Source organism: Pseudoalteromonas sp. Hal040 (assembly GCF_037162425.1).
In the GTDB taxonomy this organism is placed as follows: Bacteria; Pseudomonadota; Gammaproteobacteria; order Enterobacterales; family Alteromonadaceae; genus Pseudoalteromonas; species Pseudoalteromonas gelatinilytica.
Genome location: NZ_JARLUU010000001.1, coordinates 2,176,983 through 2,202,798, shown reverse-complemented (window position 1 = coordinate 2,202,798; position 25,816 = coordinate 2,176,983). Strand labels below are relative to the sequence as shown.

Annotated in this window: 14 protein-coding genes, 8 tRNA genes, 3 rRNA genes and 1 pseudogene; 23 read left to right on the top strand and 3 right to left on the bottom strand. The window is 43.0% G+C overall.

Features of this window, described 5'->3' with window-relative positions:
- Positions 1-157 precede the first annotated feature (157 nt).
- Positions 158-2,491, bottom strand: coding sequence for a carbohydrate binding family 9 domain-containing protein (locus P4S60_RS10095; protein ID WP_337115869.1), 2,334 nt, complete (start codon positions 2,489-2,491; stop codon positions 158-160).
- A gap of 215 nt (positions 2,492-2,706) precedes the next feature.
- Here P4S60_RS10095 and P4S60_RS10090 point away from each other — a divergent pair, with 215 nt between their 5' ends.
- The 13 genes from P4S60_RS10090 to P4S60_RS10030 all read left to right on the top strand — a co-directional run bounded on the left by P4S60_RS10090 (position 2,707) and on the right by P4S60_RS10030 (position 8,761).
- Complete coding sequence (locus tag P4S60_RS10090; RefSeq protein WP_105175327.1) at positions 2,707-3,858, top strand: dicarboxylate/amino acid:cation symporter; 1,152 nt, start codon at positions 2,707-2,709, stop codon at positions 3,856-3,858.
- 108 nt (positions 3,859-3,966) lie between these two features.
- The gene (gene uvrY, locus P4S60_RS10085; RefSeq protein ID WP_054553647.1) at positions 3,967-4,617 is read left to right on the top strand and encodes a UvrY/SirA/GacA family response regulator transcription factor; all 651 of its coding nucleotides are present in this window, start codon (positions 3,967-3,969) and stop codon (positions 4,615-4,617) included.
- 8 nt (positions 4,618-4,625) lie between these two features.
- Complete coding sequence (gene uvrC, locus P4S60_RS10080; protein ID WP_337115868.1) at positions 4,626-6,449, top strand: excinuclease ABC subunit UvrC; 1,824 nt, start codon at positions 4,626-4,628, stop codon at positions 6,447-6,449.
- Between the two features lie 41 nt (positions 6,450-6,490).
- Entirely contained in the window at positions 6,491-7,036 is a 546-nt protein-coding gene (gene pgsA / locus P4S60_RS10075; protein ID WP_063707169.1) for a CDP-diacylglycerol--glycerol-3-phosphate 3-phosphatidyltransferase, read from the top strand.
- Between the two features lie 139 nt (positions 7,037-7,175).
- A tRNA-Gly gene (locus P4S60_RS10070) sits at positions 7,176-7,251 on the top strand.
- A 12-nt stretch (positions 7,252-7,263) separates the two neighbouring features.
- Positions 7,264-7,337: transfer RNA gene (locus tag P4S60_RS10065), tRNA-Cys, on the top strand.
- Positions 7,338-7,371: 34 nt separating this feature from the next.
- Positions 7,372-7,458, top strand: a tRNA-Leu gene (locus P4S60_RS10060).
- Between the two features lie 67 nt (positions 7,459-7,525).
- Positions 7,526-7,601: transfer RNA gene (locus tag P4S60_RS10055), tRNA-Gly, on the top strand.
- A gap of 40 nt (positions 7,602-7,641) precedes the next feature.
- A tRNA-Leu gene (locus P4S60_RS10050) sits at positions 7,642-7,728 on the top strand.
- A gap of 124 nt (positions 7,729-7,852) precedes the next feature.
- Positions 7,853-7,928: transfer RNA gene (locus P4S60_RS10045), tRNA-Gly, on the top strand.
- A gap of 18 nt (positions 7,929-7,946) precedes the next feature.
- Positions 7,947-8,020: transfer RNA gene (locus P4S60_RS10040), tRNA-Cys, on the top strand.
- Between the two features lie 35 nt (positions 8,021-8,055).
- A tRNA-Leu gene (locus P4S60_RS10035) sits at positions 8,056-8,142 on the top strand.
- A gap of 172 nt (positions 8,143-8,314) precedes the next feature.
- A complete protein-coding gene (locus P4S60_RS10030; protein WP_337115867.1) occupies positions 8,315-8,761 on the top strand; it encodes a hypothetical protein in 447 nt (148 codons plus the stop codon).
- A 17-nt stretch (positions 8,762-8,778) separates the two neighbouring features.
- On the opposite strand, the gene P4S60_RS10025 is transcribed toward P4S60_RS10030, so the two are convergent.
- Positions 8,779-10,197: an alanine/glycine:cation symporter family protein gene (locus tag P4S60_RS10025; protein WP_337115866.1), complete on the bottom strand. Its 1,419-nt coding sequence runs from the start codon at positions 10,195-10,197 to the stop codon at positions 8,779-8,781.
- Between the two features lie 593 nt (positions 10,198-10,790).
- Between P4S60_RS10025 and P4S60_RS10020 the strand changes: the two genes are divergently transcribed.
- The 8 genes and pseudogenes from P4S60_RS10020 to ihfA all read left to right on the top strand — a co-directional run bounded on the left by P4S60_RS10020 (position 10,791) and on the right by ihfA (position 21,743).
- Positions 10,791-12,331, top strand: a 16S ribosomal RNA gene (locus P4S60_RS10020).
- Between the two features lie 279 nt (positions 12,332-12,610).
- A 23S ribosomal RNA gene (locus tag P4S60_RS10015) occupies positions 12,611-15,493 on the top strand.
- 126 nt (positions 15,494-15,619) lie between these two features.
- A 5S ribosomal RNA gene (gene rrf / locus P4S60_RS10010) occupies positions 15,620-15,734 on the top strand.
- Together the 16S, 23S and 5S rRNA genes form the textbook arrangement of a ribosomal RNA operon.
- Before the next feature lie 482 nt (positions 15,735-16,216).
- Positions 16,217-17,272: a DUF2066 domain-containing protein gene (locus P4S60_RS10005; protein ID WP_337115865.1), complete on the top strand. Its 1,056-nt coding sequence runs from the start codon at positions 16,217-16,219 to the stop codon at positions 17,270-17,272.
- Positions 17,272-17,982 (top strand): DnaA regulatory inactivator Hda, encoded by a 711-nt coding sequence (gene hda, locus P4S60_RS10000; RefSeq protein WP_337116851.1) that lies wholly within the window; start codon positions 17,272-17,274, stop codon positions 17,980-17,982. The genes P4S60_RS10005 and hda overlap by 1 nt, the downstream gene beginning before the upstream one ends.
- A 76-nt stretch (positions 17,983-18,058) precedes the next feature.
- On the top strand, positions 18,059-19,039 hold the full coding sequence (gene pheS / locus P4S60_RS09995; RefSeq protein ID WP_062568835.1) for a phenylalanine--tRNA ligase subunit alpha: 981 nt from the start codon (positions 18,059-18,061) through the stop codon (positions 19,037-19,039).
- A 15-nt stretch (positions 19,040-19,054) separates the two neighbouring features.
- Positions 19,055-21,441, top strand: a pseudogene (gene pheT, locus P4S60_RS09990) (phenylalanine--tRNA ligase subunit beta).
- Positions 21,442-21,443: 2 nt separating this feature from the next.
- A complete protein-coding gene (gene ihfA / locus P4S60_RS09985; RefSeq protein WP_002960690.1) occupies positions 21,444-21,743 on the top strand; it encodes an integration host factor subunit alpha in 300 nt (99 codons plus the stop codon).
- A gap of 56 nt (positions 21,744-21,799) precedes the next feature.
- Here the strand turns inward: ihfA and P4S60_RS09980 are convergent, their stop codons facing one another.
- Positions 21,800-22,606 carry a DUF2989 domain-containing protein gene (locus P4S60_RS09980; RefSeq protein WP_105174338.1) on the bottom strand — a complete coding sequence of 269 codons (807 nt, stop codon included), beginning with the start codon at positions 22,604-22,606 and terminating at the stop codon, positions 21,800-21,802.
- A gap of 173 nt (positions 22,607-22,779) precedes the next feature.
- Here P4S60_RS09980 and P4S60_RS09975 point away from each other — a divergent pair, with 173 nt between their 5' ends.
- Together P4S60_RS09975 and P4S60_RS09970 are read left to right on the top strand one after the other, a co-directional pair.
- Positions 22,780-24,222, top strand: a complete 1,443-nt coding sequence (locus tag P4S60_RS09975) for a glyceraldehyde-3-phosphate dehydrogenase (protein WP_063704524.1) — start codon at positions 22,780-22,782, stop codon at positions 24,220-24,222.
- Positions 24,223-24,424: 202 nt separating this feature from the next.
- On the top strand, positions 24,425-25,552 hold the full coding sequence (locus P4S60_RS09970; RefSeq protein ID WP_063704526.1) for a M14 family metallopeptidase: 1,128 nt from the start codon (positions 24,425-24,427) through the stop codon (positions 25,550-25,552).
- Positions 25,553-25,816 lie beyond the last annotated feature (264 nt).

Below are 25,816 nucleotides of genomic sequence, written 5' to 3'. Positions count from 1 at the left end.
AACTAGCTTAGGCCAGCGATCTGTAATAGTCACACTTTACTGTGGTGAATAAAAAACGAAAGTAAAGTTTGGCTATAACATATAGCGAATAGGCTTATAGCATTTAGTAATAAGGTGGGAAAAGAAGGGCGCGCACCCAAAGGTGCGCAAAGTCAGGTTAGAGTAACCAAGCGTAGCTAAATTTAGCAAATAAGGTGCGCTGCTCTTTGGTGATTGATGAAAGCTCGTCATCTTGGTAGCCATTATCAGAGTAGCCAGCAAAGAATACCGTTTGCGGATTCAACTTGTAAGAATACAATAGTTGAGTGGCGAGGTTTTTATATTGGCTATCAACATCATCTATGTAATTAGCTTGATTACGCTCTAAGTCAGTATATATGACTGCAAGGCGTACAAAGCTATTTACGTTGAATTGATAAGTTAAACGCACATCACTTAAATTAGCGGTAAATACTTCGCTGCCATCAGCCTCAAGCTGCTCATAAGTATGACGTAAACGTACTTCAAAATGTTTACCAAGATTCATATTCAGTACTGGGCGAATATGGAATTTATCACCAACGCGGTTATTCGCTAAGTCTACAGCATTACCTGTATACATAAATAAAGAAGCAAATACCCCAGCGGTTGGCTTAAAGTCACTATAAAAGCCAACGCCATTTTCGCTAAACATATCTGTGTTGCCATCAATATCTAAACGTGATTTATCATGACGAAGGCCGGTTCGGTTTCTGTGTTCAACAGACAGCTCAAAAAAGCTTTGTAATGGACCACTCACAGAAAAGCTAGTCTGTGCTTCTTTTTCAAGAAGTTCGTTCTTTTCGTTATGAGTAATATCCCAATCGGCATAAAGGTTTGCGCGATTCCACCAATTACCTTTATCACCATACCAACGGTATTCACCCCCAGTCGTAAACTTTTTAAAATCAACTTGTGAGATAAAACCTAAGTCTGCTCTCAAATCGGCATCGCGATAATTATAATCAGCGAAGGCACGCCAATATTTCTCGTCATGTTGATACTTTACGTAGTAACCAGTGCCTGATTGCTGTTCTTTACTTAAAACACGCAGTACGCCTTCGTTGTAGTCGCAGTCACTATTTAATTCACAGCTTACTTGCTCTGGCTGTGAGCAGTTATCTCCATCACATAACTCATCTATGAAGTCTTGGCTGTATTGCGTTTGTGACTTTAATACTTGCACTAAAAAAACATCGTTGACTGTTGGTTTGTATTTACTATCAATACTGTAAACCGTGTTCTTGTAGTCTTCACTTTGTCTGTGTGTTGCCGTTGAGCCAAGTGATAACCCTGATTCAAAATCGTATCGATAACGCAGGGCACCGTTTTCACCTTTTTCGTCGAGGGCGACAAGCGATGAACCTAAATTGCCCGGGATCAACACATTTGTTTGTGTGTCATTGGCAATGAAACCGGCAAATGTATGGCCATTTTTGCTGCCGGTGATTTTCGTGCCGTAATCTGGTTGGGCAATATTACGGGTATGAATAAGGTTAAGTGTTGAGGCAAAGTAGTCAGCGTTATCTAAAAAGAAGGCGCGCTTTTCAGGGAAGAACAAACTGAAATTATTGTTCACGCTCAATTGTGCAACATCCGCTTCGACCTGAGAAAAATCAGGATTAATGGTCGCATTTAAAGTAATATCTGGGGTGATCCCCCATTTAACATCGAGACTGGCTTCAGTATTGTTTTCTGACTGCCAATCTGCCACTTCTGAGCCATCAATATCACGGGTATCATTTTTGCCAAGCACCACCGATGGAATAATTGCCACGTTGTTGCCTTGCTTCGCTTGTTCAAAGCCTTGGTAACTTGGCATTTGGCAAATCCAACAGTTGTTACCATGGTCAATCTGCATACTTGAGATACGTAAACGTTCACTGCGCGGTAAAAAACGTAAAAACTCCATTGCCATGGTTTTACTTGCCACGCTGTCGTCAAAATTTAGTACGCGTAAGGGGATTGCAACTTCAACGGTGTATCCGTTTTCGTGAATAACACCCACACTATCCCAAATACCATCCCATGATGAGCTCTCATGTTTAGTCAGTTCGTTTTCTATTGAATCTTGCTGTACACCAAGTGGATTGATAAAAAATTGATACGCTAATTGAGAATTATTGTATGAATCAATTTTTAGACCAACTAAGTCATCATCCCATGCCGCATCTCGGTCACGGTAAAAAGCACGAATAAGTTCCGGGTTAGGGTCGTTCGCCTCAAAGCCAATAAAAAGTGTTTCGCCATCTTCATAAACATAGGCGTGGGTGGTAACTGGGCTTTTACTGTTCTCATAGGGCCAAGTGACGTTGTCTATGGTGATTTTTTTTGCACGTTGCCAACTTGGCTCATTTAGCTTGCCATCAATTGTTGCTTGCTCTGCAATAAAAGGGAGGGTGAAAGGTTGGCTGGTGGCCAAGGTAGTAAAAGGCACGCTCAATAGAGCGGCACTTAACATTGATTTATACATAAGCACTATACGGGTATTCAAAACTGCGAGCATGTTATTAATTTGCAACATTGTTAACAAATGCAACGCGACAGGGCGCATATATTTACGTTCAAATTAGATTCTGACAAGCTGTGGTGGTAATTTGCGCAGTTAAACGTTAATTTGGCTGTTTTATAACAAAATTAAACTAAAACGTGGTAAAAGATTACCACCTAAAAATTGAAGTGATCGTTATGAAGTTAATTCTAAAATTAATTGCCGGTATTGTTGCTGGTATCTTAGTGGGCTTATATGTGCCACTAACAGGTGTTGAACTCCTTTACACAGTAAAAGAAATAATAGGTCAGTTGATCACCTTTACTATTCCCCTGATTATTTTATTTTTTATTGCATCAGGTATTGCTGGCTTACCAAAAGGTTCAGGCCACTTGTTAGGCAAAACAGTTGGGTTTGCTTATGGGTCAACAATAATCGCGGGTACTTTAGCGTTTCTACTGGTAAGTGCCATGATCCCATTATTTGATGGGGGTTTAACGTTTGAAGCCGAAGTAGCAACAGAAGTAGGCAGCTTTATTGATTTAGAAATCCCGCCTTTAATGAGTGTAATGACGGCATTAGTGACCGCATTTGTGTTTGGCATTGGCATGAGTCAATTACAACTTGAAACACTGAAAAAAGTGTCTGACCAAGGCCGTGATGTTATCGATGCTTTATTAGCAAAAGTGATTATCCCAGCGTTACCTTTTTACATCGCCGGTGTATTTGCTGAAATGACAGTCGCAGGCACAGTGGTTGATACCTTACAAACCTTTGGCATTGTTTTATTAGCTGCATTAATTATGCATTGGTTATGGTTAACATTTTTATATGTTTCAACGGGACTACTTCTAAAGCGTAATCCATTAGAGCTTGTAAAAAACATGCTACCCGCTTATTTTACTGCTTTAGGTACGATGTCGAGTGCTGCAACAATTCCTGTTTCACTTCGTTCAAGCAAAGCAAATAACGTAAAAGAAGACGTTGCTAACTTTACCGTGCCTTTATGCGCAACCATTCACTTGTCTGGTTCAACAATCACGATTGTGACATGTGCAATGGCTGTGATGTTCTTATCACCGAATATGGATGTACCATCACTATTTGGTATGTTGCCGTTTATTATGATGTTAGGTGTTGTAATGATTGCTGCACCTGGTGCTCCAGGCGGCGCTGTTATGTCAGCACTGGGCTTACTAACAAGTATGCTTGGCTTTAATGAAGGTGCAGTTGCACTGATGATTGCACTTTATTTAGCACAAGATAGCTTTGGTACCGCGTGTAATGTAACGGGTGATGGTATTATTGCTTTATGGGTTGATCGTTTTAGCGAGAAAGCCTCGGCATAAAATTAATTAGTGAAACGATATTTTGATTTATCGTTTCACTTTTTCTGTGCTAATGTGGCACATTAAATTGTGCGAAAGCAGCTATTTGGGTTTTTTGAGGGTGTTCCATTGATTAATGTACTTTTAGTTGATGACCATGAGCTTGTACGGACAGGGATCAGACGTATACTTGATGATGTTCGTGGTTTTAAAGTGGTGGGTGAAGCTAAAACCGGTGAAGAAGCGGTGCAATTTTGTCGCCAGCATTCACCTGATATCGTGTTGATGGACATGAATATGCCAGGTATTGGCGGTTTAGAAGCGACGAAGAAAATCTGTCGTTATTGCCCAGATGTAAAAATTATTGTGCTTACTGTGCATTGTGAAGATCCATTCCCAAGTAAAGTAATGCAAATCGGTGCTCATGGTTATCTGACAAAAGGTGCCGGCTCTGATGAAATGGTTAACGCCATTCGTGCGGTGAATGCAGGCCAACGTTATATTGCACCTGAAATTGCACAGCAAATTGCTCTTGCGCAGGTAAGTGGCCGTACAGATGAAAACCCATTCCAGAGTTTATCTGAGCGTGAGCTGCAAATCATGCTGATGATCACCAAAGGTGAGAAAGCGCAAGACATTGCAGAACGTTTAAACTTGAGTTCAAAAACAGTGAATAGCTATCGCTATCGCATGTTTGAAAAGCTAAATGTGGGTGGTGATGTTGAACTTACTCATTTAGCAATTCGTCATAAAATGATCGACATTGATAGTTCGCATTAATTTGCTCAATGTCTGATTTCGAACCAGCCCGTTTTCTAAAAACACTATCAAGTGAGCCCGGTGTCTACCGAATGCTTGATAGTGAAGGGCAAGTTATCTATGTCGGTAAGGCAAAAAATCTAAAAAAGCGCGTTAGTAGTTACTTTCGAAGTAATGTCACTGATAGTAAAACGCGTGTCTTAGTAAGTAATATTTGCGGTATTGAGGTCACCCTGACCAACACCGAAACGGAAGCCTTATTACTCGAAAACAACCTAATTAAAAAATATCAGCCTCGTTACAATATTCTGTTACGAGATGATAAGTCATATCCGTATATTCTTTTAACTGATCACACGCACCCGCGTCTGGCGTTTCATCGCGGCAGCCGAAAAATTAAAGGCGAATACTTTGGTCCATTCCCAAGTGCAGGAGCGGTATCAGAAAGTTTGCGTTTAATGCAAAAAATCTTTCCGGTTCGCCAATGTGAAGATGCGTATTACCGAGCTAGAAGCCGTCCATGTTTACAATATCAGTTAAAACGCTGCTCTGCGCCGTGTGTAAATAAAATCTCCGATGAAGAATATCGACAAGAAGTTGATTTTGTTCGCAAGTTTTTGCTGGGCAAATCTCATGAAGTCATTGCTGATTTAATCACCAAGATGGAGCAAGCGAGCAAAGAGCTCAAATTTGAGCTTGCTGCCAAAGTGCGTGACCAAATTATGCTACTTCGAAAAATGCAGGAGCAACAATCTATTTCGGGTAATCATGCGGAAATGGATGTGATTGGCTTTGCGCATTTAAATGGTTTAAATGCGGTTCATTTATTAATGATCCGCGATCACAAAGTGCTAGGCAGCAAAACCTATTTCCCAAAAGTACCTAAAGATTCCGGTGAAGAAGAAATACTGACTTCGTTTTTAGGTCAGTATTATTTAGCACCTGGTGCAACGGGGCGCATTGCCAAAGAAATTATCTTACCGTTCAGTATTGAAGAAAGTGAGCCTTTAAGTGAAGCACTTACGGCAATCTCTGAGCGTAAAGTCAGTTTAAAAGTTGCCAATCGAGGTGAGCGAGCACAGTATTTAAAGCTTGCTAATAAAAATGCCCTTAATAGCATTAGTGTTAAGCAAAGTACCCAAGACTCCATTAATAAACGTTACGCACAATTAAAAGAAACATTACGTCTCGATGATATTAATCGCATGGAATGTTTTGATATCAGCCATACAATGGGTGAAAACACGGTTGCAAGTTGTGTGGTGTTTGATTCACAAGGACCTAACAATAAAGAGTATCGCCGTTTTAATGTTACCGGCATCACCGGTGGCGATGATTATGCCGCGATGGAATTTGCACTTAACAAACGTTACAACAAAGTAGTCGATGAAGAAAAAATACCCGATGTTATCTTTATCGATGGGGGTAAAGGGCAACTATCTCGTGCTGAGCAATATTTTGAAAACTGGCCGCATAATAAAATGCCATTGCTGGTGGGTGTTGCAAAAGGCACAAGTCGAAAGCCTGGGTTAGAAACGCTATTAATTGATGGCGGACGTAAAACAATTCCACTTGATTCAGATGCGCCAGCACTGCATTTGATTCAGCATATACGTGATGAGTCGCACCGTTTTGCCATTGCTGGGCATCGTAATAAACGCCAAAAACAACGCACACACTCATTATTAGAAGAAATTACTGGCGTTGGACAAAAGCGCCGACAAGCATTATTAAAATATTTAGGGGGCATGCAAGGGGTAAAAGCTGCTAATATAGACCAATTAAAACAAGTTCCTGGGATCAGCCCTGAAATGGCTGAGAAGATATTTAATCATTTGCATGACAAGGCGTAGCCTTCGTGCGAATATAGAAAAAAAGACATCTCCAAGTAGTTATGTGGAATATTCCAAACACACTCACAACCTTTAGACTTTTTCTTATCCCCATTTTTTTGGTGATATTTTATTTGCCTTTCTCATGGGCATTTTTCGCTGCTGCGTTTGTTTTCTGGCTTGCGTCGATCACAGATATCCTTGATGGTTATCTAGCACGTCGTTTAAATCAGTCAACGCCATTTGGTGCGTTCTTAGATCCGGTTGCAGATAAAGTAATGGTGTGTGCGGCACTGGTTGCTTTATCGAGTCATTATCAAACCTTATATATGACTATTCCGGCATTAGTGATTATTAGTCGTGAAATTGTTATCTCTGCATTACGTGAATGGATGGCAGAGCAGGGTAAACGTGACAACGTAGCTGTATCAAACATGGGCAAGTTTAAAACTGCGGCACAAATGCTAGCCATTATTGGTTTGATTTGGCAGTTTGATACATGGATGATCTACTTAAGTTATGGTCTTTTATACATTGCAACATTCTTAACGCTTAGTTCTATGTTGCAGTATTTAATAGCAGCATGGTCAGAATTGACCAAAAATTGATCCTAAACGTTTAATTACACACCGTTTTAGATAAAAAATAAGCAAACAGTTCAAAACTAGCATTTTTTATATTGACGCGTTTAATAATCTCTGTAGAATGCGTCCGTGTTGAGAGGGCATAGCCCCCAAGATAAAGAAAGCGGCACTAGCTCAGTTGGTAGAGCGCAACCTTGCCAAGGTTGAGGTCACGAGTTCGAGCCTCGTGTGCCGCTCCAATTATCTAATTTGGCGGAATGGCAGAGTGGCCATGCAGCGGATTGCAAATCCGTCCACCTCGGTTCGACTCCGGGTTCCGCCTCCATTCAACACTCCACGCGCTCTATGAGCAACCCGATGCCCGGGTGGTGGAATTGGTAGACACAAGGGATTTAAAATCCCTCGCTGGTAACAGCGTGCCGGTTCAAGTCCGGCCCCGGGCACCATTTTGTGGTTAACTGCAATACCAAATGTGGTTTTAAAATTATTATTTAACTCTAGAGTTAATATGATGCGGCACTAGCTCAGTTGGTAGAGCGCAACCTTGCCAAGGTTGAGGTCACGAGTTCGAGCCTCGTGTGCCGCTCCATATTAGCTTTATCCACTTGCTTTTAAATAGCAAACCCGATGCCCGGGTGGTGGAATTGGTAGACACAAGGGATTTAAAATCCCTCGCTGGTAACAGCGTGCCGGTTCAAGTCCGGCCCCGGGCACCATTTAAACTTAAATAGTTTATTGGATAAAGAAACAAATTTGCGGCACTAGCTCAGTTGCCAGAACGTTATCATCGCAACCCCAAGGTTGTGCACCAGCGGACAAAATACTGACAGAAACAAATTTGCGGCACTAGCTCAGTTGGTAGAGCGCAACCTTGCCAAGGTTGAGGTCACGAGTTCGAGCCTCGTGTGCCGCTCCAATTATTTGGAAGCGATAAGGCGGAATGGCAGAGTGGCCATGCAGCGGATTGCAAATCCGTCTACCTCGGTTCGACTCCGGGTTCCGCCTCCATATAATACTCCACATGCTCTTACGAGCTACCCGATGCCCGGGTGGTGGAATTGGTAGACACAAGGGATTTAAAATCCCTCGCTGGTAACAGCGTGCCGGTTCAAGTCCGGCCCCGGGCACCATTTATATAGAATACCTCTCCTCTATTTCATTTATATTTCTTTTTATAACCTAATCTAACTATTTTTTTATTGCCAAAATAGCTCTATAGTTTCCTTAGTCTTTTTAAATCAGCTAGTGCGTTTTCAAGTTTTCAGCACTACTGAATTCAATAAATAGGATCAAGGAAAGAGAATGGAACAATTTAAACGTGGCTTAAATCAGTTTTGGGTAGGCGCCGTATTTGGGCTTTGTCTAGCGATCTCGTTAGTACTTATTCCTGTTGCGATTATTATGTCGAACATTAACGACGTTCTGAAAATTCATGAGGTGAGCGTGCTTGTTGATAAAGTATCGACCGTCTACGATAAATCAGAACAGGCTATTAGTAATGCGAAAGCGGCGCTAACCGATTTTGATAATGAGGTGGTGATGGATATGCTTAGTGCTGTACAATCTTATCAGCAACAGACACAGCCACTGTTATTCGTAGAACAAAAACAAGCATTAAAAGATCAAATTAAAGAGCAGCTTATTGCTAAGCTTGAGTCCAAACTTACCGAGCAACAAATTGCATTTATCATGTCAGCCTTTGAAAAGTTAACAAATACAAAAAAGGAAGCGCAAGCGCTCCCTAATTAAGTATTTACTAAACGTGATTATTTACGCCACGCGCCTTTAGGAATAGTTTGATCGAGCTTTTTGTTTTGCGAAGGGTCGAAAGTAGGTAATTTACCTGCTTTACGTTGTGAGTTGTAATCCTTTGCAAGCCAAATAACGACGCCTGATAACATAAACAAAGCGATGACGTTAACAATAGCCATTAATCCCATCGAAATATCGGCAAGGGTCCATACTAATGGTAATTCACCGAGCGCACCAAACATCACCATACCAAGTACCAGTAATCGGAAAATCAACATGCCCGATGCATGGTTATGCTCCAAGAACAATAAATTGGTTTCGGCGTAAGAATAATTTGCAACAATCGAGGTAAATGCAAAAAATAAAATTGCAATTGCAACAAAAGTAGCTCCCCAGCTACCAACATGTTCTTCAAGGGCAGCTTGTGTCAATGCAATACCTGTCACACCTGAATCAGGTATAAGTTGTTGTGATAATAAAATAAGGGCTGCAGTAGCAGTACAAATGATAATAGTATCTACAAATACACCGAGCATTTGCACATAACCTTGTGAGGCAGGGTGCGGTGGGTTAGGTGTTGCCGTTGCTGCTGCATTTGCAGCGCTACCCATACCTGCTTCATTAGAGAATAAGCCACGTTTAATACCCTGGATCATCGCCTGCATAACACCATAACCAATTGCACCTGCGCCTGCTTGCTCGATACCAAAGGCACTATTAATAACATGCATAAATACATTGGCTAATAAATCGTAGTTCATGGCGCATACATAAAGTGCAACTAACAAATAAGCCAGCGCCATAAATGGCACAACCATTTCTGCAAAACGTGAAATAGTTTTTAAGCCACCGAAAATGATAATACCTGACCCTAATACTAAGCCGATACCTACAACATAGTTTGGAATACCAAACGCAACATCAAATGCAGCAGCAATAGAGTTTGATTGAACAGCATTAAATACCAAGCCAAAAGCTAGAATAAGGCAAAGAGAAAAGATCACGCCCATCCAGCGTTTGCCTAACCCATATTCCATATAATAAGCAGGGCCACCACGGAAGTTGCCATCTTCATCGACCGTTTTATATGCTTGGGCAAGGGTACTTTCGGCAAAACTTGTCGCCATACCTATTAAAGCAATAAGCCACATCCAAAAAATTGCACCGGCACCACCTAAATAAAGTGCAACAGCAACCCCCGCCATATTACCTGTTCCAACTCGTGCAGCTAATGAAGTACAAAAAGCTTGGAATGAAGAAATGCCCTCACCAGAACCTTGGCGGCTCTGAAACATCACTTTGATCATATGTGGAAATTGAGTGAATTGGATAAAACCGAGTCGAAGAGTAAAAAATAGCCCCGCAGCTATTAAAAGGTAAACCAGAATGTGACCCCAAAGGAGACCACTTATACTATTTATAATGTCTGTCATTTTTCTTGCCTTGTGAGCGAGTGGAAAATCTGCGGCGCAAGTTACCATAACAAGCGAGGAGAGTTTAGTTATTCTGCTAAAAAACCTCAGTTATCCACATGTGTTTGTGGGTAACATGTTTGCATTTGGTGGGTATCTGAATAATTTGAAAATAATCAAAAAAACCTTCAAAAAGCGCTTGCGTTAAAAATCCATCTCCCTATAATGCGCATCCACTGACACGGCGGGCAGTAATGAAAAGCGCTGAACAACGTGACAGAGAGTTAAGTAAAACTTCGGTTTAAAACGGTCTAAAAAGAAAGTTTAAAATTAAGTGTTGACTCGAAAAATTAAGGATGTATTATACGCATCCCTAGCGACAACGTCGCAACGTTCTTTAACAATATAAAGCAATCATCTGTGTGGGCACTCGTACAGATTGAGTTCTAACAGCGAAGCTTAGTTTACTAAGTAACGCAAACAAATTTAGAGTCTCAATTGAACTGAGTGACCAACGGAAACAAGTTTACTTGTTTCAGCACAGTCAATTCGATATCGAAAGATATCAAAATTCAGAATTCATTGAGCATGTCCTTCGGGACAGAAAAAACTTTTAATTGAAGAGTTTGATCATGGCTCAGATTGAACGCTGGCGGCAGGCCTAACACATGCAAGTCGAGCGGTAACAGAGAGTAGCTTGCTACTTTGCTGACGAGCGGCGGACGGGTGAGTAATGCTTGGGAATATGCCTTATGGTGGGGGACAACAGTTGGAAACGACTGCTAATACCGCATGATGTCTACGGACCAAAGTGGGGGACCTTCGGGCCTCACGCCATAAGATTAGCCCAAGTGGGATTAGCTAGTTGGTGAGGTAATGGCTCACCAAGGCGACGATCCCTAGCTGGTTTGAGAGGATGATCAGCCACACTGGGACTGAGACACGGCCCAGACTCCTACGGGAGGCAGCAGTGGGGAATATTGCACAATGGGCGCAAGCCTGATGCAGCCATGCCGCGTGTGTGAAGAAGGCCTTCGGGTTGTAAAGCACTTTCAGTAAGGAGGAAAGGTTAAGTGTTAATAGCACTTAGCTGTGACGTTACTTACAGAAGAAGCACCGGCTAACTCCGTGCCAGCAGCCGCGGTAATACGGAGGGTGCGAGCGTTAATCGGAATTACTGGGCGTAAAGCGTACGCAGGCGGTTTGTTAAGCGAGATGTGAAAGCCCCGGGCTCAACCTGGGAACTGCATTTCGAACTGGCAAACTAGAGTGTGATAGAGGGTGGTAGAATTTCAGGTGTAGCGGTGAAATGCGTAGAGATCTGAAGGAATACCGATGGCGAAGGCAGCCACCTGGGTCAACACTGACGCTCATGTACGAAAGCGTGGGGAGCAAACAGGATTAGATACCCTGGTAGTCCACGCCGTAAACGATGTCTACTAGAAGCTCGGTTCTTCGGAACTGTTTTTCAAAGCTAACGCATTAAGTAGACCGCCTGGGGAGTACGGCCGCAAGGTTAAAACTCAAATGAATTGACGGGGGCCCGCACAAGCGGTGGAGCATGTGGTTTAATTCGATGCAACGCGAAGAACCTTACCTACACTTGACATACAGAGAACTTACCAGAGATGGTTTGGTGCCTTCGGGAACTCTGATACAGGTGCTGCATGGCTGTCGTCAGCTCGTGTTGTGAGATGTTGGGTTAAGTCCCGCAACGAGCGCAACCCCTATCCTTAGTTGCCAGCGATTCGGTCGGGAACTCTAAGGAGACTGCCGGTGATAAACCGGAGGAAGGTGGGGACGACGTCAAGTCATCATGGCCCTTACGTGTAGGGCTACACACGTGCTACAATGGCGCATACAGAGTGCTGCGAACCTGCGAGGGTAAGCGAATCACTTAAAGTGCGTCGTAGTCCGGATTGGAGTCTGCAACTCGACTCCATGAAGTCGGAATCGCTAGTAATCGCGTATCAGAATGACGCGGTGAATACGTTCCCGGGCCTTGTACACACCGCCCGTCACACCATGGGAGTGGGTTGCTCCAGAAGTGGATAGTCTAACCTTCGGGAGGACGTTCACCACGGAGTGATTCATGACTGGGGTGAAGTCGTAACAAGGTAGCCCTAGGGGAACCTGGGGCTGGATCACCTCCTTATACGATTTAGAACTTATTTGTTCGTAGTGTCCACACAGATGATTGTTAGTTAGCTAAACCGCTTTGGTTTAACTAATTAATATGCTCTTTAAAAATTTGGAAAGCTGATATTAAAATTCTTATAGATATTCGTATCTATAAAGAGTTTTCAAAAGTAAAAAATATGCCATTAATCGAAAGATTAATTGGTATCTACTTTAGTATTCTCATCATTATTTGATGAATTAACTTCTGGCGAAGTTAACAGCTGTCACTAACAAAGACCCGTTTGGGTTGTATGGTTAAGTGACTAAGCGTACACGGTGGATGCCTTGGCAGTTGGAGGCGATGAAGGACGTATTAACTTGCGATAAGCCTAGTCAAGCTAGTAAAAAGCGCTTGAGATTAGGATTTCCGAATGGGGAAACCCACCTGCTTGCAGGTATCTTGCACTGAATACATAGGTGTAAGAGGCGAACGCGGAGAACTGAAACATCTAAGTACCCGTAGGAACAGAAATCAACCGAGATTCCGGAAGTAGCGGCGAGCGAAACCGGACCAGCCCTTAAGCTTATTATGTGTTAGTGGAACATTCTGGAAAGTTTGACGATACAGGGTGATAGTCCCGTACACGAAAATGCATCTTAAGTGAAATCGAGTAGGTCGGAGCACGTGAAACTTTGACTGAATATAGGTGGACCATCATCTAAGGCTAAATACTCCCAACTGACCGATAGTGAACCAGTACCGTGAGGGAAAGGCGAAAAGAACCCCTGTGAGGGGAGTGAAATAGAACCTGAAACCGTGTACGTACAAGCAGTAGGAGCCCTTCGAGGGTGACTGCGTACCTTTTGTATAATGGGTCAGCGACTTATATTTTGTAGCGAGGTTAACCGATTAGGGTAGCCGTAGGGAAACCGAGTCTTAACTGGGCGTTGAGTTGCAAGGTATAGACCCGAAACCCGGTGATCTAGCCATGGGCAGGTTGAAGGTTGAGTAACATCAACTGGAGGACCGAACCCACTAACGTTGAAAAGTTAGGGGATGACCTGTGGCTAGGAGTGAAAGGCTAATCAAACCGGGAGATAGCTGGTTCTCCCCGAAATCTATTTAGGTAGAGCCTCGGACGAATACTTACGGGGGTAGAGCACTGTTAAGGCTAGGGGGTCATCCCGACTTACCAACCCTTTGCAAACTCCGAATACCGTAAAGTACTATCCGGGAGACACACGGCGGGTGCTAACGTCCGTCGTGAAGAGGGAAACAACCCAGACCGCCAGCTAAGGTCCCAAAGTCATAGTTAAGTGGGAAACGATGTGGAAAGGCCCAGACAGCCAGGAGGTTGGCTTAGAAGCAGCCATCCTTTAAAGAAAGCGTAATAGCTCACTGGTCGAGTCGGTCTGCGCGGAAGATGTAACGGGGCTAAACTATGCACCGAAGCTGCGGATTCAAACTATGTTTGAGTGGTAGGGGAGCGTTCTGTAAGCCGTTGAAGGTGTACCGGGAGGTATGCTGGAGGTATCAGAAGTGCGAATGCTGACATGAGTAACGATAATGCGGGTGAAAAACCCGCACGCCGGAAGACCAAGGGTTCCTATCCCATGTTAATCAGGGTAGGGTAAGTCGACCCCTAAGGCGAGGCCGAAAGGCGTAGTCGATGGGAAACGGGTTAATATTCCCGTACTTGGTATAATTGCGATGGGGGGACGGAGCAGGCTAAACAAGCATGGCGTTGGTTGTCCATGTGAAAGTGAGTAGGTTGAGAGTTTAGGAAAATCCGGACTCTTAAGACTGAGACACGAGACGAGCCACTAAGGTGGTGAAGTTGTTGATGCCATACTTCCAGGAAAAGCCTCTAAGCTTCAGATTATACCGAATCGTACCCCAAACCGACACAGGTGGTCAGGTAGAGAATACTAAGGCGCTTGAGAGAACTCGGGTGAAGGAACTAGGCAAAATCGTACCGTAACTTCGGGAGAAGGTACGCTCCTATCTGTGATGAGACTTGCTCTCTAAGCGGACGGGAGCCGCAGTGACCAGGTGGCTGGGACTGTTTATTAAAAACACAGCACTGTGCAAAATCGCAAGATGACGTATACGGTGTGACACCTGCCCGGTGCCGGAAGGTTAATTGATGGGGTTAGTTTTCGGACGAAGCTCTTGATCGAAGCCCCGGTAAACGGCGGCCGTAACTATAACGGTCCTAAGGTAGCGAAATTCCTTGTCGGGTAAGTTCCGACCTGCACGAATGGTGTAACCATGGCCACGCTGTCTCCACCCGAGACTCAGTGAAATTGAAATCGCAGTGAAGATGCTGTGTACCCGCGGCTAGACGGAAAGACCCCGTGAACCTTTACTACAGCTTGGCACTGAACATTGAACCTACATGTGTAGGATAGGTGGGAGGCTTTGAAGCAGAAACGCTAGTTTTTGTGGAGCCGTCCTTGAAATACCACCCTTGTAGTTTTGATGTTCTAACGTCGGCCCCTTATCGGGGTTACGGACAGTGCCTGGTGGGTAGTTTGACTGGGGCGGTCTCCTCCCAAAGAGTAACGGAGGAGCACGAAGGTTGGCTAAGTACGGTCGGACATCGTACGGTTAGTGTAATGGTAGAAGCCAGCTTAACTGCGAGACAGACACGTCGAGCAGGTACGAAAGTAGGTCATAGTGATCCGGTGGTTCTGAATGGAAGGGCCATCGCTCAACGGATAAAAGGTACTCCGGGGATAACAGGCTGATACCGCCCAAGAGTTCATATCGACGGCGGTGTTTGGCACCTCGATGTCGGCTCATCACATCCTGGGGCTGAAGTCGGTCCCAAGGGTATGGCTGTTCGCCATTTAAAGTGGTACGCGAGCTGGGTTTAGAACGTCGTGAGACAGTTCGGTCCCTATCTGCCGTGGGCGTTTGAGAATTGAGAGGGGTTGCTCCTAGTACGAGAGGACCGGAGTGAACGAACCGCTGGTGTTCGGGTTGTCATGCCAATGGCATTGCCCGGTAGCTACGTTCGGAACTGATAAGCGCTGAAAGCATCTAAGCGCGAAGCAGGCCTCGAGATGAGTTCTCACTAGACTTTTAAAGTCTCTGAAGGGCCGTTGAAGACTACAACGTTGATAGGCAGGATGTGGAAGTGGTGTGAGCCATTAAGCTAACCTGTACTAATTACCCGTGAGGCTTAACCATACAACGCCAAACGCGTTTTATGACAGCGTAACGAACAGAAGTTAAGTTACTAAAGTAGACATTTACTTGATATCAGAATTCCAGATTTATTAATTTGCTCAAAAGAGCGAATTAAAACCAAATTTGCTTGGTGACAATAGCGTTTTGGACCCACCTGACCCCATGCCGAACTCAGTAGTGAAACGAAACAGCGCCGATGATAGTGTGGCATTTGCCATGTGAAAGTAGGACATCGCCAGGCTCCAAATTAGAGAAAGCCCGATTCGAAAGAGTCGGGCTTTTTTGCGTCTGGAGCTGTCAGCTTTCAGCCGTCATACGTCAGTTGAAATACAGAGACATCAGATGTCAGATATTAGAGGTCAGTTGAACTGCGGGGTTGTTTTGTACAGAGTCACCCTCAGCAACAACCTCCGTAGGAGGCACTTCAGTGCCGAATCTAGACCTTAACAAACACATTCATGGCTAAATAGTTAGCGAGTTGCTAGTTAGCAAGGGTAAAGTTGAACAGTGGGGTTGTTTAGTACAGAGTCATTCTAAGCTAACCCTGTTCATTCTCCTGGTAGGTTGGGCAGATTTCCAAACTTTACTCTTACAACTTTCCCCTCGCTAACTATACTCTCGTAACTCACGAACTTGCTCAGCTACCGTTCATTAAATTAACTTTGCTTTGTTTATGGCTTTGATTTAGGATCAAATCAGTTTAAAAGCAAGAACTAATGGCCTGTGTCTAGATTACTTATTTGTTTATTATTATTTTTTTCGAGTGCTTCAACCTTCGCTGTTGAGGTGACTAATTTATATCAAGATACTCTTAAAGTCGCAGACAAATCACGTGATGCTCGTTTGGCAGCAAGTCGTGAAGCGCTGCTAAATGTGTTAGTGAAAGTAAGTGGGGACACTAGCGCAGATCAAAACCCTGTTGCTAAAGATCGTACCCGCGACATTTCTGATTATATGCTCAAATTTGAATATGATGAAAAAGCAGATGGCAGTTTAAATCTAGTTGTTAAATTTGAAGCGAATAAAATTAATGCATTGATCAAAGATCTTGGCCTGCCTCTTTGGGGGACACGTCGTCCTTTAGTGGCGATCTGGTTAGCTATTGAAGATAACTGGCGCCGTGAACTGGTTACTCAAGAATCATACCCACAGCTTGAACAGCTTATATACGACAAAGCAGGTCGTCGTGGTTTACCTGTTGTTGTGCCACTGCTTGATTTAGAAGACCGTGCTATTGTTGGGATACCAGAAGTATGGGGTAATTTTTCTGAGCCTGTAGAGCGTGCATCGAGTCGTTATAGTGCAGAGCGCAGTATTACTGCAAGAATGTATCAACAAGCTGATTCAGAAACCTGGATCCTTGATTGGCGTTTCACTAATGCGGAATTATTCGATACTAATCGTTTGATGGGTGATAAACAGCAAATTGTTGCAGATATGATTGATAGTCTAGCAGGTGGCTTAGCAGCAGAATATGCCATTGATCCAACGATGATTGGTCAACTTGCGACAGCAACCTTCTATCTAAAAGGTATCAATAACTTTGTTGATATTGAATTTGCTAAACGCCGTTTAGAGAGCTTAAGTGTTGTTACTCGTGCCGTAATATCTGTGCGTACACCCGATACCGTACAATTTACAGTTAATCATACAGGCAGCATGAACGACTTTAGAAAAGCGTTAGAACTTGATAGTGCCTTTAAAGCGTATCAAGACCCGCGTGATTTTTACCAAGTGGTCAATAAAGACGAGCTTGAATATCAGTGGCAGGGGCTTTAATCGCAGTGCAAGAACCAATGCAAATGGCATTGCCAGTTACTTTGCCAGATGATGAAACATTTACTTCTTATTTTGGTGGCGAAAACTCGCTTGAAGTGAGCCACCTTAAAGATGCGTTCACAAAGCTGAGTAACAAATTTCAATATACCTATTTATGCGGTTTGGGTGATTCAGGTAAGTCGCATCTGTTGTACGCGACCTGTATTCACGCTCAAGAGCGCGGTTTATCAACCATGTTACTTTCAATGCGTGAAGTGATTGACTTCGGTCCTGTGGTACTTGAAGGTCTCGAAAACCTTGACGTGTTATGTATCGATGACGTGCACTTGGTGGCAGGCAACGATGCGTGGGAGAAAGGATTGTTTAACTTTTTCAATCGCTTCAATGAGCCTGGCAAATACCTTGTGGTCACAGCTGATTTATTACCTGACATGCTACATATCAATTTACCTGACTTAGTTTCTCGTTTGAAATGGGGCACAACATTACAGATCCGTTCTATGAGCGATGATGACAAAGCCGAAGCGCTCGTGCGCCGTGCTCATATGCGTGGCCTTGAATTGACGGATGAGTGTGCGCGTTTTTTATTAACGCGATTAAGCCGCGATATGCGTGCATTATTGGACGTTTTAGACAAACTTGACCACGCCTCAATGGCTGCACAAAGAAAATTAACAATTCCTTTTATAAAATCAACGTTAAAGCTTTAGTAGGGCTAGAATCTAGTCCTTGCTTTCAGTTATCATTAGCTATTACAAAATCCTTCTGTGAAAGACCAGGTACTCAATGAACTTAGAAAATATTTTAGCGCAAGCACTAGAGGCTGTTGCCAGTGCGAACGAAATCGCGCAATTAGAAGATATCAGGGTTAATTACCTTGGTAAAAAAGGTGAAATCACCAACTTACTTAAAACGCTAGGCAAGATTGCTCCTGAAGAGCGTAAAGAAGCGGGTCAAGTGATTAACCAAGCAAAACAAGAAGTACAAACAGCCATTAACGAAAAGCGTGAGTTACTAGCAAGTAAGGCTCTTGAAGAGAAGCTAGCGGCAGAAACGATCGACGTAACTTTACCGGGTCGTGTTATGCCAACAGGTGGCTTACACCCAGTAACTCGTACTATTGAACGTATTGAAAGCTTTTTTGGTGAGTTAGGTTTTGCGGTTAAATCAGGTCCTGAAGTTGAAGATGATTTTCATAACTTCGATGCGCTAAATATTCCTGAGCACCATCCTGCACGTGCTGATCACGATACTTTCTATTTCAACCCTAAGCTTGTGTTACGTACACAAACAAGTGGTGTACAAATCCGTACGATGGAAACTGAGCAGCCACCACTGCGCATCATTTCTCCAGGTCGTGTTTATCGTAACGATTACGACCAAACACACACGCCAATGTTCCACCAAGTGGAAGGCTTAATGGTTGATACAGATGTAAGCTTCACTGAGTTAAAAGGTATTCTGCACGACTTCTTACGTAACTTCTTTGAAGAAGATATGGAAATTCGTTTCCGTCCTTCTTACTTCCCATTTACTGAGCCATCAGCTGAGGTTGATGTTATGGGTAAAAACGGCAAGTGGTTAGAGGTATTAGGCTGTGGCATGGTTCACCCTAACGTTCTTAAATCAGTGGGTATTGATCCAGAAAAATACACAGGCTTTGCATTCGGTATGGGTGTTGAGCGCTTGACGATGTTGCGTTATGGCGTAAATGACTTACGTGCGTTTTTCGAAAACGATTTAAAATTCCTAAACCAGTTCCGTTAAGAGTGAAGATATAAAATGAAATTTAGTGAAAAGTGGTTAAGAGAGTGGGTTAACCCAGCAATCGACACACAGGCTCTTTCGGAACAGTTATCAATGGCTGGTCTTGAAGTTGACGGTGTTGAGCCTGCAGCGGCTGAGTTCACAGGCGTTGTTGTTGGTGAAGTGGTTGAGTGTGGTCAACACCCTGATGCGGATAAATTACGTGTAACTAAAGTAAACGTAGGTGGTGATGAGTTACTTGATATCGTGTGTGGTGCACCTAACTGTCGCCAAGGGTTAAAAGTCGCTGTTGCGACTGTTGGCGCTGTATTACCTGGCGACTTCAAAATTAAAAAAGCCAAACTTCGTGGTCAACCTTCACACGGTATGCTGTGCGCATTCGTTGAATTAGGCATCAGCGAAGAAGGCGATGGCATCATGGAATTACCAAGTGATGCGCCAATCGGTACTGACTTACGCGAGTATTTAAACCTGGACGACAGCATTATTGATGTTGACTTAACACCAAACCGTGGTGACTGTTTAGGTATTAAAGGTCTAGCGCGTGAAGTGGGCGTACTGAATAGTATTGATGTAAATACACTTGAAATCGCACCTGTTGCGGCGACGATTGAAGACAAAGTATCAATTGAGCTTGTAAATGATGATGCGTGTCCTCGTTATTTAGGTCGTGTGATCAAAGGTATTAACCTTGATGCAGAAACACCACTTTGGATGGTAGAAAAGCTGCGTCGCAGTGGCATTCGCTCAATTGACCCAGTTGTTGATGTTACAAACTACGTGTTATTAGAGCTTGGTCACCCAATGCACGCATTTGATTTAAATGCAATTGAAGGTGGCATTAAAGTACGTAGCGCGAATGCAGGTGAAGAAATCGTTCTTCTTGATGGCAACACTGCAAAACTTAACGAGTCTACACTTGTGATTGCTGATCACAACAAAGCGCTTGCTATTGCAGGTATTTTTGGTGGTGAAAAATCAGGTGTAACTGAATCAACGTCAGACATCTTATTAGAAAGCGCCTTCTTTAATCCAGTAGCGATTGCTGGCCAAGCACGTAGCTACGGTTTACACACTGATGCGTCACACCGCTACGAGCGTGGTGTCGATTTTGCGCTGCAAAAAGATGCAATGGAACGTGCGACAGCATTATTACTTGAAATTGTTGGCGGCGAAGCCGGCCCTGTAGTTGAAGCAGTTGCAACTGACAAATTACCAAAAGTAACAGAAGTGCGTTTACGTCGTGAGCGTTTAGACCGCGTAATTGGCCATCACATTGATGATGCAAAAGTAACTGACATCCTAACCCGTTTAGGTTTAGATGTGAAAATTGTTGATGGTGTATGGAGCGCTGACGTACCTAGCTATCGCTTTGATATTCGTATCGAAGAAGATTTAATTGAAGAAGTTGCGCGTGTTTACGGCTATAACAGCATTCCTAACGTTGCACCAACTGCTAAATTAAAAATGACTAACCATGACGAGTCTCATGTTGCGGTCACTAAGTTCCGCAATACGCTTGTAACACGTGGTTACCAAGAAGCAATTACTTACAGTTTCGTTGATCCAAAAGCACAAGCTATTTTACATCCGCAAAGTGATGCACTTGTATTGCCACACCCAATTTCGGTTGAAATGTCAGCAATGCGTGTAAGTTTAATGCCGGGTCTATTAGCGTCATTAGTTTACAATCAAAACCGTCAGCAACCACGTGTACGTTTATTTGAGCATGGCTTAAAATTCTTACGTGACGAGAATGCAGAAAACGGTGTAAACCAAGTTGCTGTTATCGGTGGTGTAATCTCTGGTCTTGCACACGGTGAACATTGGGTTCAAGAAAAGCGTAGCGTTGATTTTTATGACTTAAAAGGGGATGTTGAAGCACTTTTAGCTATTAGCAACGATACTGCACGCTTTGAGATAAAAGCAGAGCAGTCTGACGGCTTACACCCAGGTCAATCAGCGGTTATTTATGTTGATGGTAAAAAAGTCGGCTTCTTTGGTGCAGTGCACCCACAGGTGCAAAAGTCACTAGATATCAACAACACAGCATTTGTGTTTGAAATCGAAATGTCTGCACTAGAAAAAGAAAATTACCAGAAGCGGTAGCAGTGTCGAAATTCCCGTCAAACCGCCGTGATATCGCGATTTTAGTAGAAGATCACGTAAAATCTGGCGATATTTTAAATGTCATAGAAAAAGTTGGCGGAAATCAATTGGTTGACCTAAACTTATTCGATGTGTATAAGGGCAAAGGTATTGAGCCAAATTATAAGAGTTTGGCGATTGCTCTAACACTGCAAGCGGTTGATAGAACGCTCGAAGAGAAAGATATCAATCAAGTAGTTGATAATGTGGTGGCCGCATTGGCCGAACAATTTAACGCATCGTTGAGGGACTAGATATGGCGCTTACTAAAGCCGACATAGCTGAACACCTATTTGAAAAACTCGGGATCAATAAAAAAGATGCCAAAGATTTAGTTGAAGCGTTTTTTGAAGAAATCCGCTCAGCGCTAGAAAAAGGCGAGCAGGTTAAGCTCTCTGGATTTGGTAACTTTGATCTTCGAGATAAGAAAGAACGTCCAGGCCGCAATCCGAAAACAGGTGAAGATATCCCTATTTCGGCACGCCGAGTAGTGACTTTTAGACCAGGTCAAAAGCTCAAGACTCGTGTAGAAGTTGGCACAAGCAAAGCAAAATAAGAAAAGGCAGCGTTAGCTGCCTTTTTTATTTGTTTAAAAACATTACTTGCGAGTGGCTAGAATCCGCGCGGCGACACAAAAGTGCCAGCTTGGATACTGTCGTAAGTTTTTTGCGCTAAATCATCTAGGCTGTCTAGGCTCTTACCAATGGCAGCGAGTTGATGTTCGATAGGTAAAATATCGACATTTTCATACCCTGATAATTGTGCGACGCGTGCAAAAGTGTATGCGTGCTTATACTTTTCGTGTTTGTAAAATAAGCTGACCAGCGTTGGGTAGATCTCTGGATTCGGTGTTTCACCTGCTTTATTTAACTCGAGCGTTTTGTATAGCAAATCAATGGTTTTTTCATCATCAAACTTCACGTAGTAGCTTGCCAAGAAAAACTGCATTTCGGCATCTTCAGTGACGCGTTTATCTTGTTTTTCTTCAAGGGCGAGCAGTTTAGTTAACGCTGATTGGTCGTTATTACGTGACCAATGGTAATACAACAAACCAGGGTGGTTCGTATTTTTGGTATCTTGAAAAATACGTGTCATTTCTTTAATGCTTGTTAAATGACCTTCAACGCGAGAGGTGGTTTTTTCTTTTAGTTTTATATGCTCAATCTTGGCCGCAAGCGACACACATTGATCGTATTTCTCGAAATCTTTTAATAATTGGTATTTGTTTTCGTCTGTTGGCGACTTATATTCAACATAACGTTGAATGATGACCTCGGCACGTTGCTCTTTACAGTGACTGTCTTTATTTAAATCACTACAGAAGCCAGGCGTTTCGTCGCACACTTTCGCTAGTGTAAGCGGATCTTCACAGCCTGCTAATGCCAATAAACCAAGCAACACGCTTGCTCTTAATAACATTCCTTAACCTCAACTTAATTTGTACTACTTTATTCTAGCGCAATGATTTGTTCTGTAACAGTGGAGAATCGTTCGAGTTTAAATTAGAATACCCCTGCCTGAGATGTGTTGCTCTCAAATCACAACACATTTTTTAAGGCTATCCGTTCAAAATTGTTTAATTAGGTAAAAAAATGACCTCATCTCACGAGTTAGAATACACAAGCAGCTGGCAAGAACGTCAAGATTACGCCGAAAGTATGCAACCTATCATTGGTAGACTTTATCGTAATCGTGGTATCGAAATCGCTGTATATGGCCGTCCTCTCGTTAATGCCAGTACAATCGATATCATCAAAGCGCACAAAACAGTTGCTCAGTTTGAAGGTACAAAACTACGTTTACGTGAAAGCTTCCCTTTCTTAGAAGCGATTAGCAAAATGGAATTAAACTCAGCACGTATCGATATTGGTAAACTAGCGTATGGTTATTTGTTTACAGATGCTGCAAAAGGTCGTTCAGTTGAAGAATACTTAACTGACGAATTAGCAGAAATCGCAAACTCAGAGCGCAAAGAGCCACGTGATGTTGTGTTATACGGTTTCGGTCGTATCGGTCGTTTATTAGCACGTCTATTAATCGAAAAATCAGGTCCTTATGCAGACCTACGTTTACGTGCAATCGTTGTTCGTGGCGGTAAAGACGGTGACCTAGAAAAGCGTGCAAGTTTACTTCGTCGTGACTCTATCCACGGTCCATTCAATGGCTCTATCACAATTGATAAAGAGCGTAACGCAATTAAAGCTAACGGTAGCTACATTCAAGTTATCTACGCTAACTCTCCAAGCGAAGTAGATTACACCGCTTACGGCATCGAGAATGCACTTGTTGTTGATAACACAGGTATCTGGAAAGACGAAGCAGGTCTTGGTCAGCACTTAGAAGCAAAAGGCGCAGCAAAAGTATTATTAACTGCACCAGCTAAAGGTAACATCAAGAACATCGTATACGGTGTAAACAACCAAGATATCAAACCTGAAGATAAAATTGTCTGTGCAGCAAGCTGTACAACCAACGCAATTACCCCGACGTTAAAAGCACTTAACGATAAGTTTGGTATCAAGAATGGTCACGTTGAAACAGTTCACTCGTACACAAATGACCAAAACTTAATTGATAACTACCACAACGCTGAGCGCCGTGGTCGTGCTGCTGCACTTAACATGGTTATCACTTCAACGGGTGCTGCAAAAGCGGTTTCTAAAGCTTTACCTGAGCTTGAAGGTAAACTTACAGGTAACGCTATCCGTGTTCCTACACCAAACGTATCAATGGCAATCTTGAACTTAAACCTTGAAAAAGGCACTACAGTTGAAGAACTAAATGCGTTCTTACGTGAAACTGCACTTTACTCAGACCTTCGTGACCAAATCGACTACACAGCGTCTACTGAAATCGTATCGACTGACTTAGTGGGTAGCCGTTACGCAGGTGTTGTTGACTCACAAGCGACAATCGTAGATGACAACCGTGTTGTGCTTTATGTTTGGTACGATAACGAGTTCGGTTATAGCTGTCAGGTAGTTCGTTGTATGCGTGATATGGCTGAAGTAACTTTCCCAAGCTTACCTCGCTAATACCTAAGTTATAAAGAATCTAGAAGCCAGCATTATGCTGGCTTTTTTAGTCGTGAAAGTTTTTGCAAATTTTCAGCATGTGATAGGCTGTTTAAGGTCTACACCATATTACTAACAAAACGTTCTAACTTCAGAGCGTTGACTTAATTCTTAACTAACAAGCGAATAGCTAAGAATTATTTTTAACCAATAGGTTTATAGAATGAAAATCACCAGCAATTTTGACAGTGGTAATATCAAGGTTATTGAAGCCGTTGATCCGCTGAATATTCAATTAGAAATCAATAAAGACAATCAGTCTGATTTTTTCCAGTGGTTTCACTTTCGTCTTGAAACAACGCCGTTTCAAAGCCATAAATTACACATTAATAACTTAGAAAACTCAGCATATCCTGATGGCTGGGAAGGTTATCACGCGGTTGCATCATACGACCGTCAAACTTGGTTCCGTGTTCCATCTGAGTATGCAAACGGCACGCTATCATTTGAAGTAGAGCCTGAGTGCGGCAGCATGTACTTTGCTTACTTTGCCCCATACAGCTACGACCGTCACTTAGATTTACTTGCATGGGCACAAAGCCAACATGCGTGTGAATTAGAAACATTAGGCGAAACCCTTGATGGTCGTGATATGAGTGTGTTACGAGTGGGTATTCCTAGCAGCGACAAGAAAACAATCTGGATCACGGCGCGCCAGCACCCAGGCGAAACAATGGCTGAGTGGTATGTTGAAGGTTTACTTCACAAATTACTTGATGATGAAGACCCACATGCAGCTGCGTTACTATCTAAAGCGGTATTCTACATTGTGCCAAATATGAACCCAGATGGCAGTGTGCGTGGTCACCTACGTACCAATGCTAAAGGCGTTAACTTGAACCGTGAATGGCAAACACCGAGCATGGAAAATAGCCCTGAAGTTTTCTTAGTGCTTAATAAAATGCGTGAAACGGGCCTTGATATGCACCTAGACATTCATGGCGACGAAGCTATTCCTTATAACTTTGTTGCGGGCAGTGAAGGTATCCCGGGCTACGATGACCGCTTAAAAGAGTTAGAAGATAGCTTTAAAGCTGCGCTTTTAACAGTAACGCCAGAGTTCCAAGACGAGCACGGTTACCCTAAAGATGAACCGGGCCAGGCTAACCTAACTGTTGGTTCTTCTGCTGTCGCGCATGAGTTTAATGCATTAGCGTATACAGTAGAGATGCCATTTAAAGATAACGATGATTTACCTGATCCAGATTATGGTTGGTCAGATCGTCGCTCGTATCAATTTGGTCAAGATACGTTAGCGGCTATCGTTAACGTGGTTGATAAATTAAGATAACGAACCTTACGGGCATCAGCTAAACTGATGCCCGTAATTGTATCTGCTAACTGAAAAATGACGGTACAGAGCAGGATGTATCGAATGTTAACTAGGTAGGTACATTTGTCATATTGAAAATTAACTGTTAACAAACTTGGTTGGTTTAAGTTAATATTCAATACGTTCAGCTGAGAGGTAATTTAATTTTAAATTTATTTCTCACAGTCATCATGTCGCGCATTCTCACAAGCTCACGCTGAGTATCGTAACTAACAATAAAAA

Bases quoted from the DNA above. Each gene is read 5' to 3' on its own strand.
- P4S60_RS10095 (WP_337115869.1), bottom strand. From the start codon at position 2,491: ATGTATAAATCAATGTTAAGTGCCGCTCTATTGAGCGTGCCTTTTACT.
- P4S60_RS10090 (WP_105175327.1), top strand. From the start codon at position 2,707: ATGAAGTTAATTCTAAAATTAATTGCCGGTATTGTTGCTGGTATCTTA.
- uvrC (WP_337115868.1), top strand. From the start codon at position 4,626: ATGTCTGATTTCGAACCAGCCCGTTTTCTAAAAACACTATCAAGTGAG.
- pgsA (WP_063707169.1), top strand. From the start codon at position 6,491: ATGTGGAATATTCCAAACACACTCACAACCTTTAGACTTTTTCTTATC.
- P4S60_RS10030 (WP_337115867.1), top strand. From the start codon at position 8,315: ATGGAACAATTTAAACGTGGCTTAAATCAGTTTTGGGTAGGCGCCGTA.
- P4S60_RS10025 (WP_337115866.1), bottom strand. From the start codon at position 10,197: ATGACAGACATTATAAATAGTATAAGTGGTCTCCTTTGGGGTCACATT.
- pheS (WP_062568835.1), top strand. From the start codon at position 18,059: ATGAACTTAGAAAATATTTTAGCGCAAGCACTAGAGGCTGTTGCCAGT.
- ihfA (WP_002960690.1), top strand. From the start codon at position 21,444: ATGGCGCTTACTAAAGCCGACATAGCTGAACACCTATTTGAAAAACTC.
- P4S60_RS09980 (WP_105174338.1), bottom strand. From the start codon at position 22,606: ATGTTATTAAGAGCAAGCGTGTTGCTTGGTTTATTGGCATTAGCAGGC.
- P4S60_RS09975 (WP_063704524.1), top strand. From the start codon at position 22,780: ATGACCTCATCTCACGAGTTAGAATACACAAGCAGCTGGCAAGAACGT.
- P4S60_RS09970 (WP_063704526.1), top strand. From the start codon at position 24,425: ATGAAAATCACCAGCAATTTTGACAGTGGTAATATCAAGGTTATTGAA.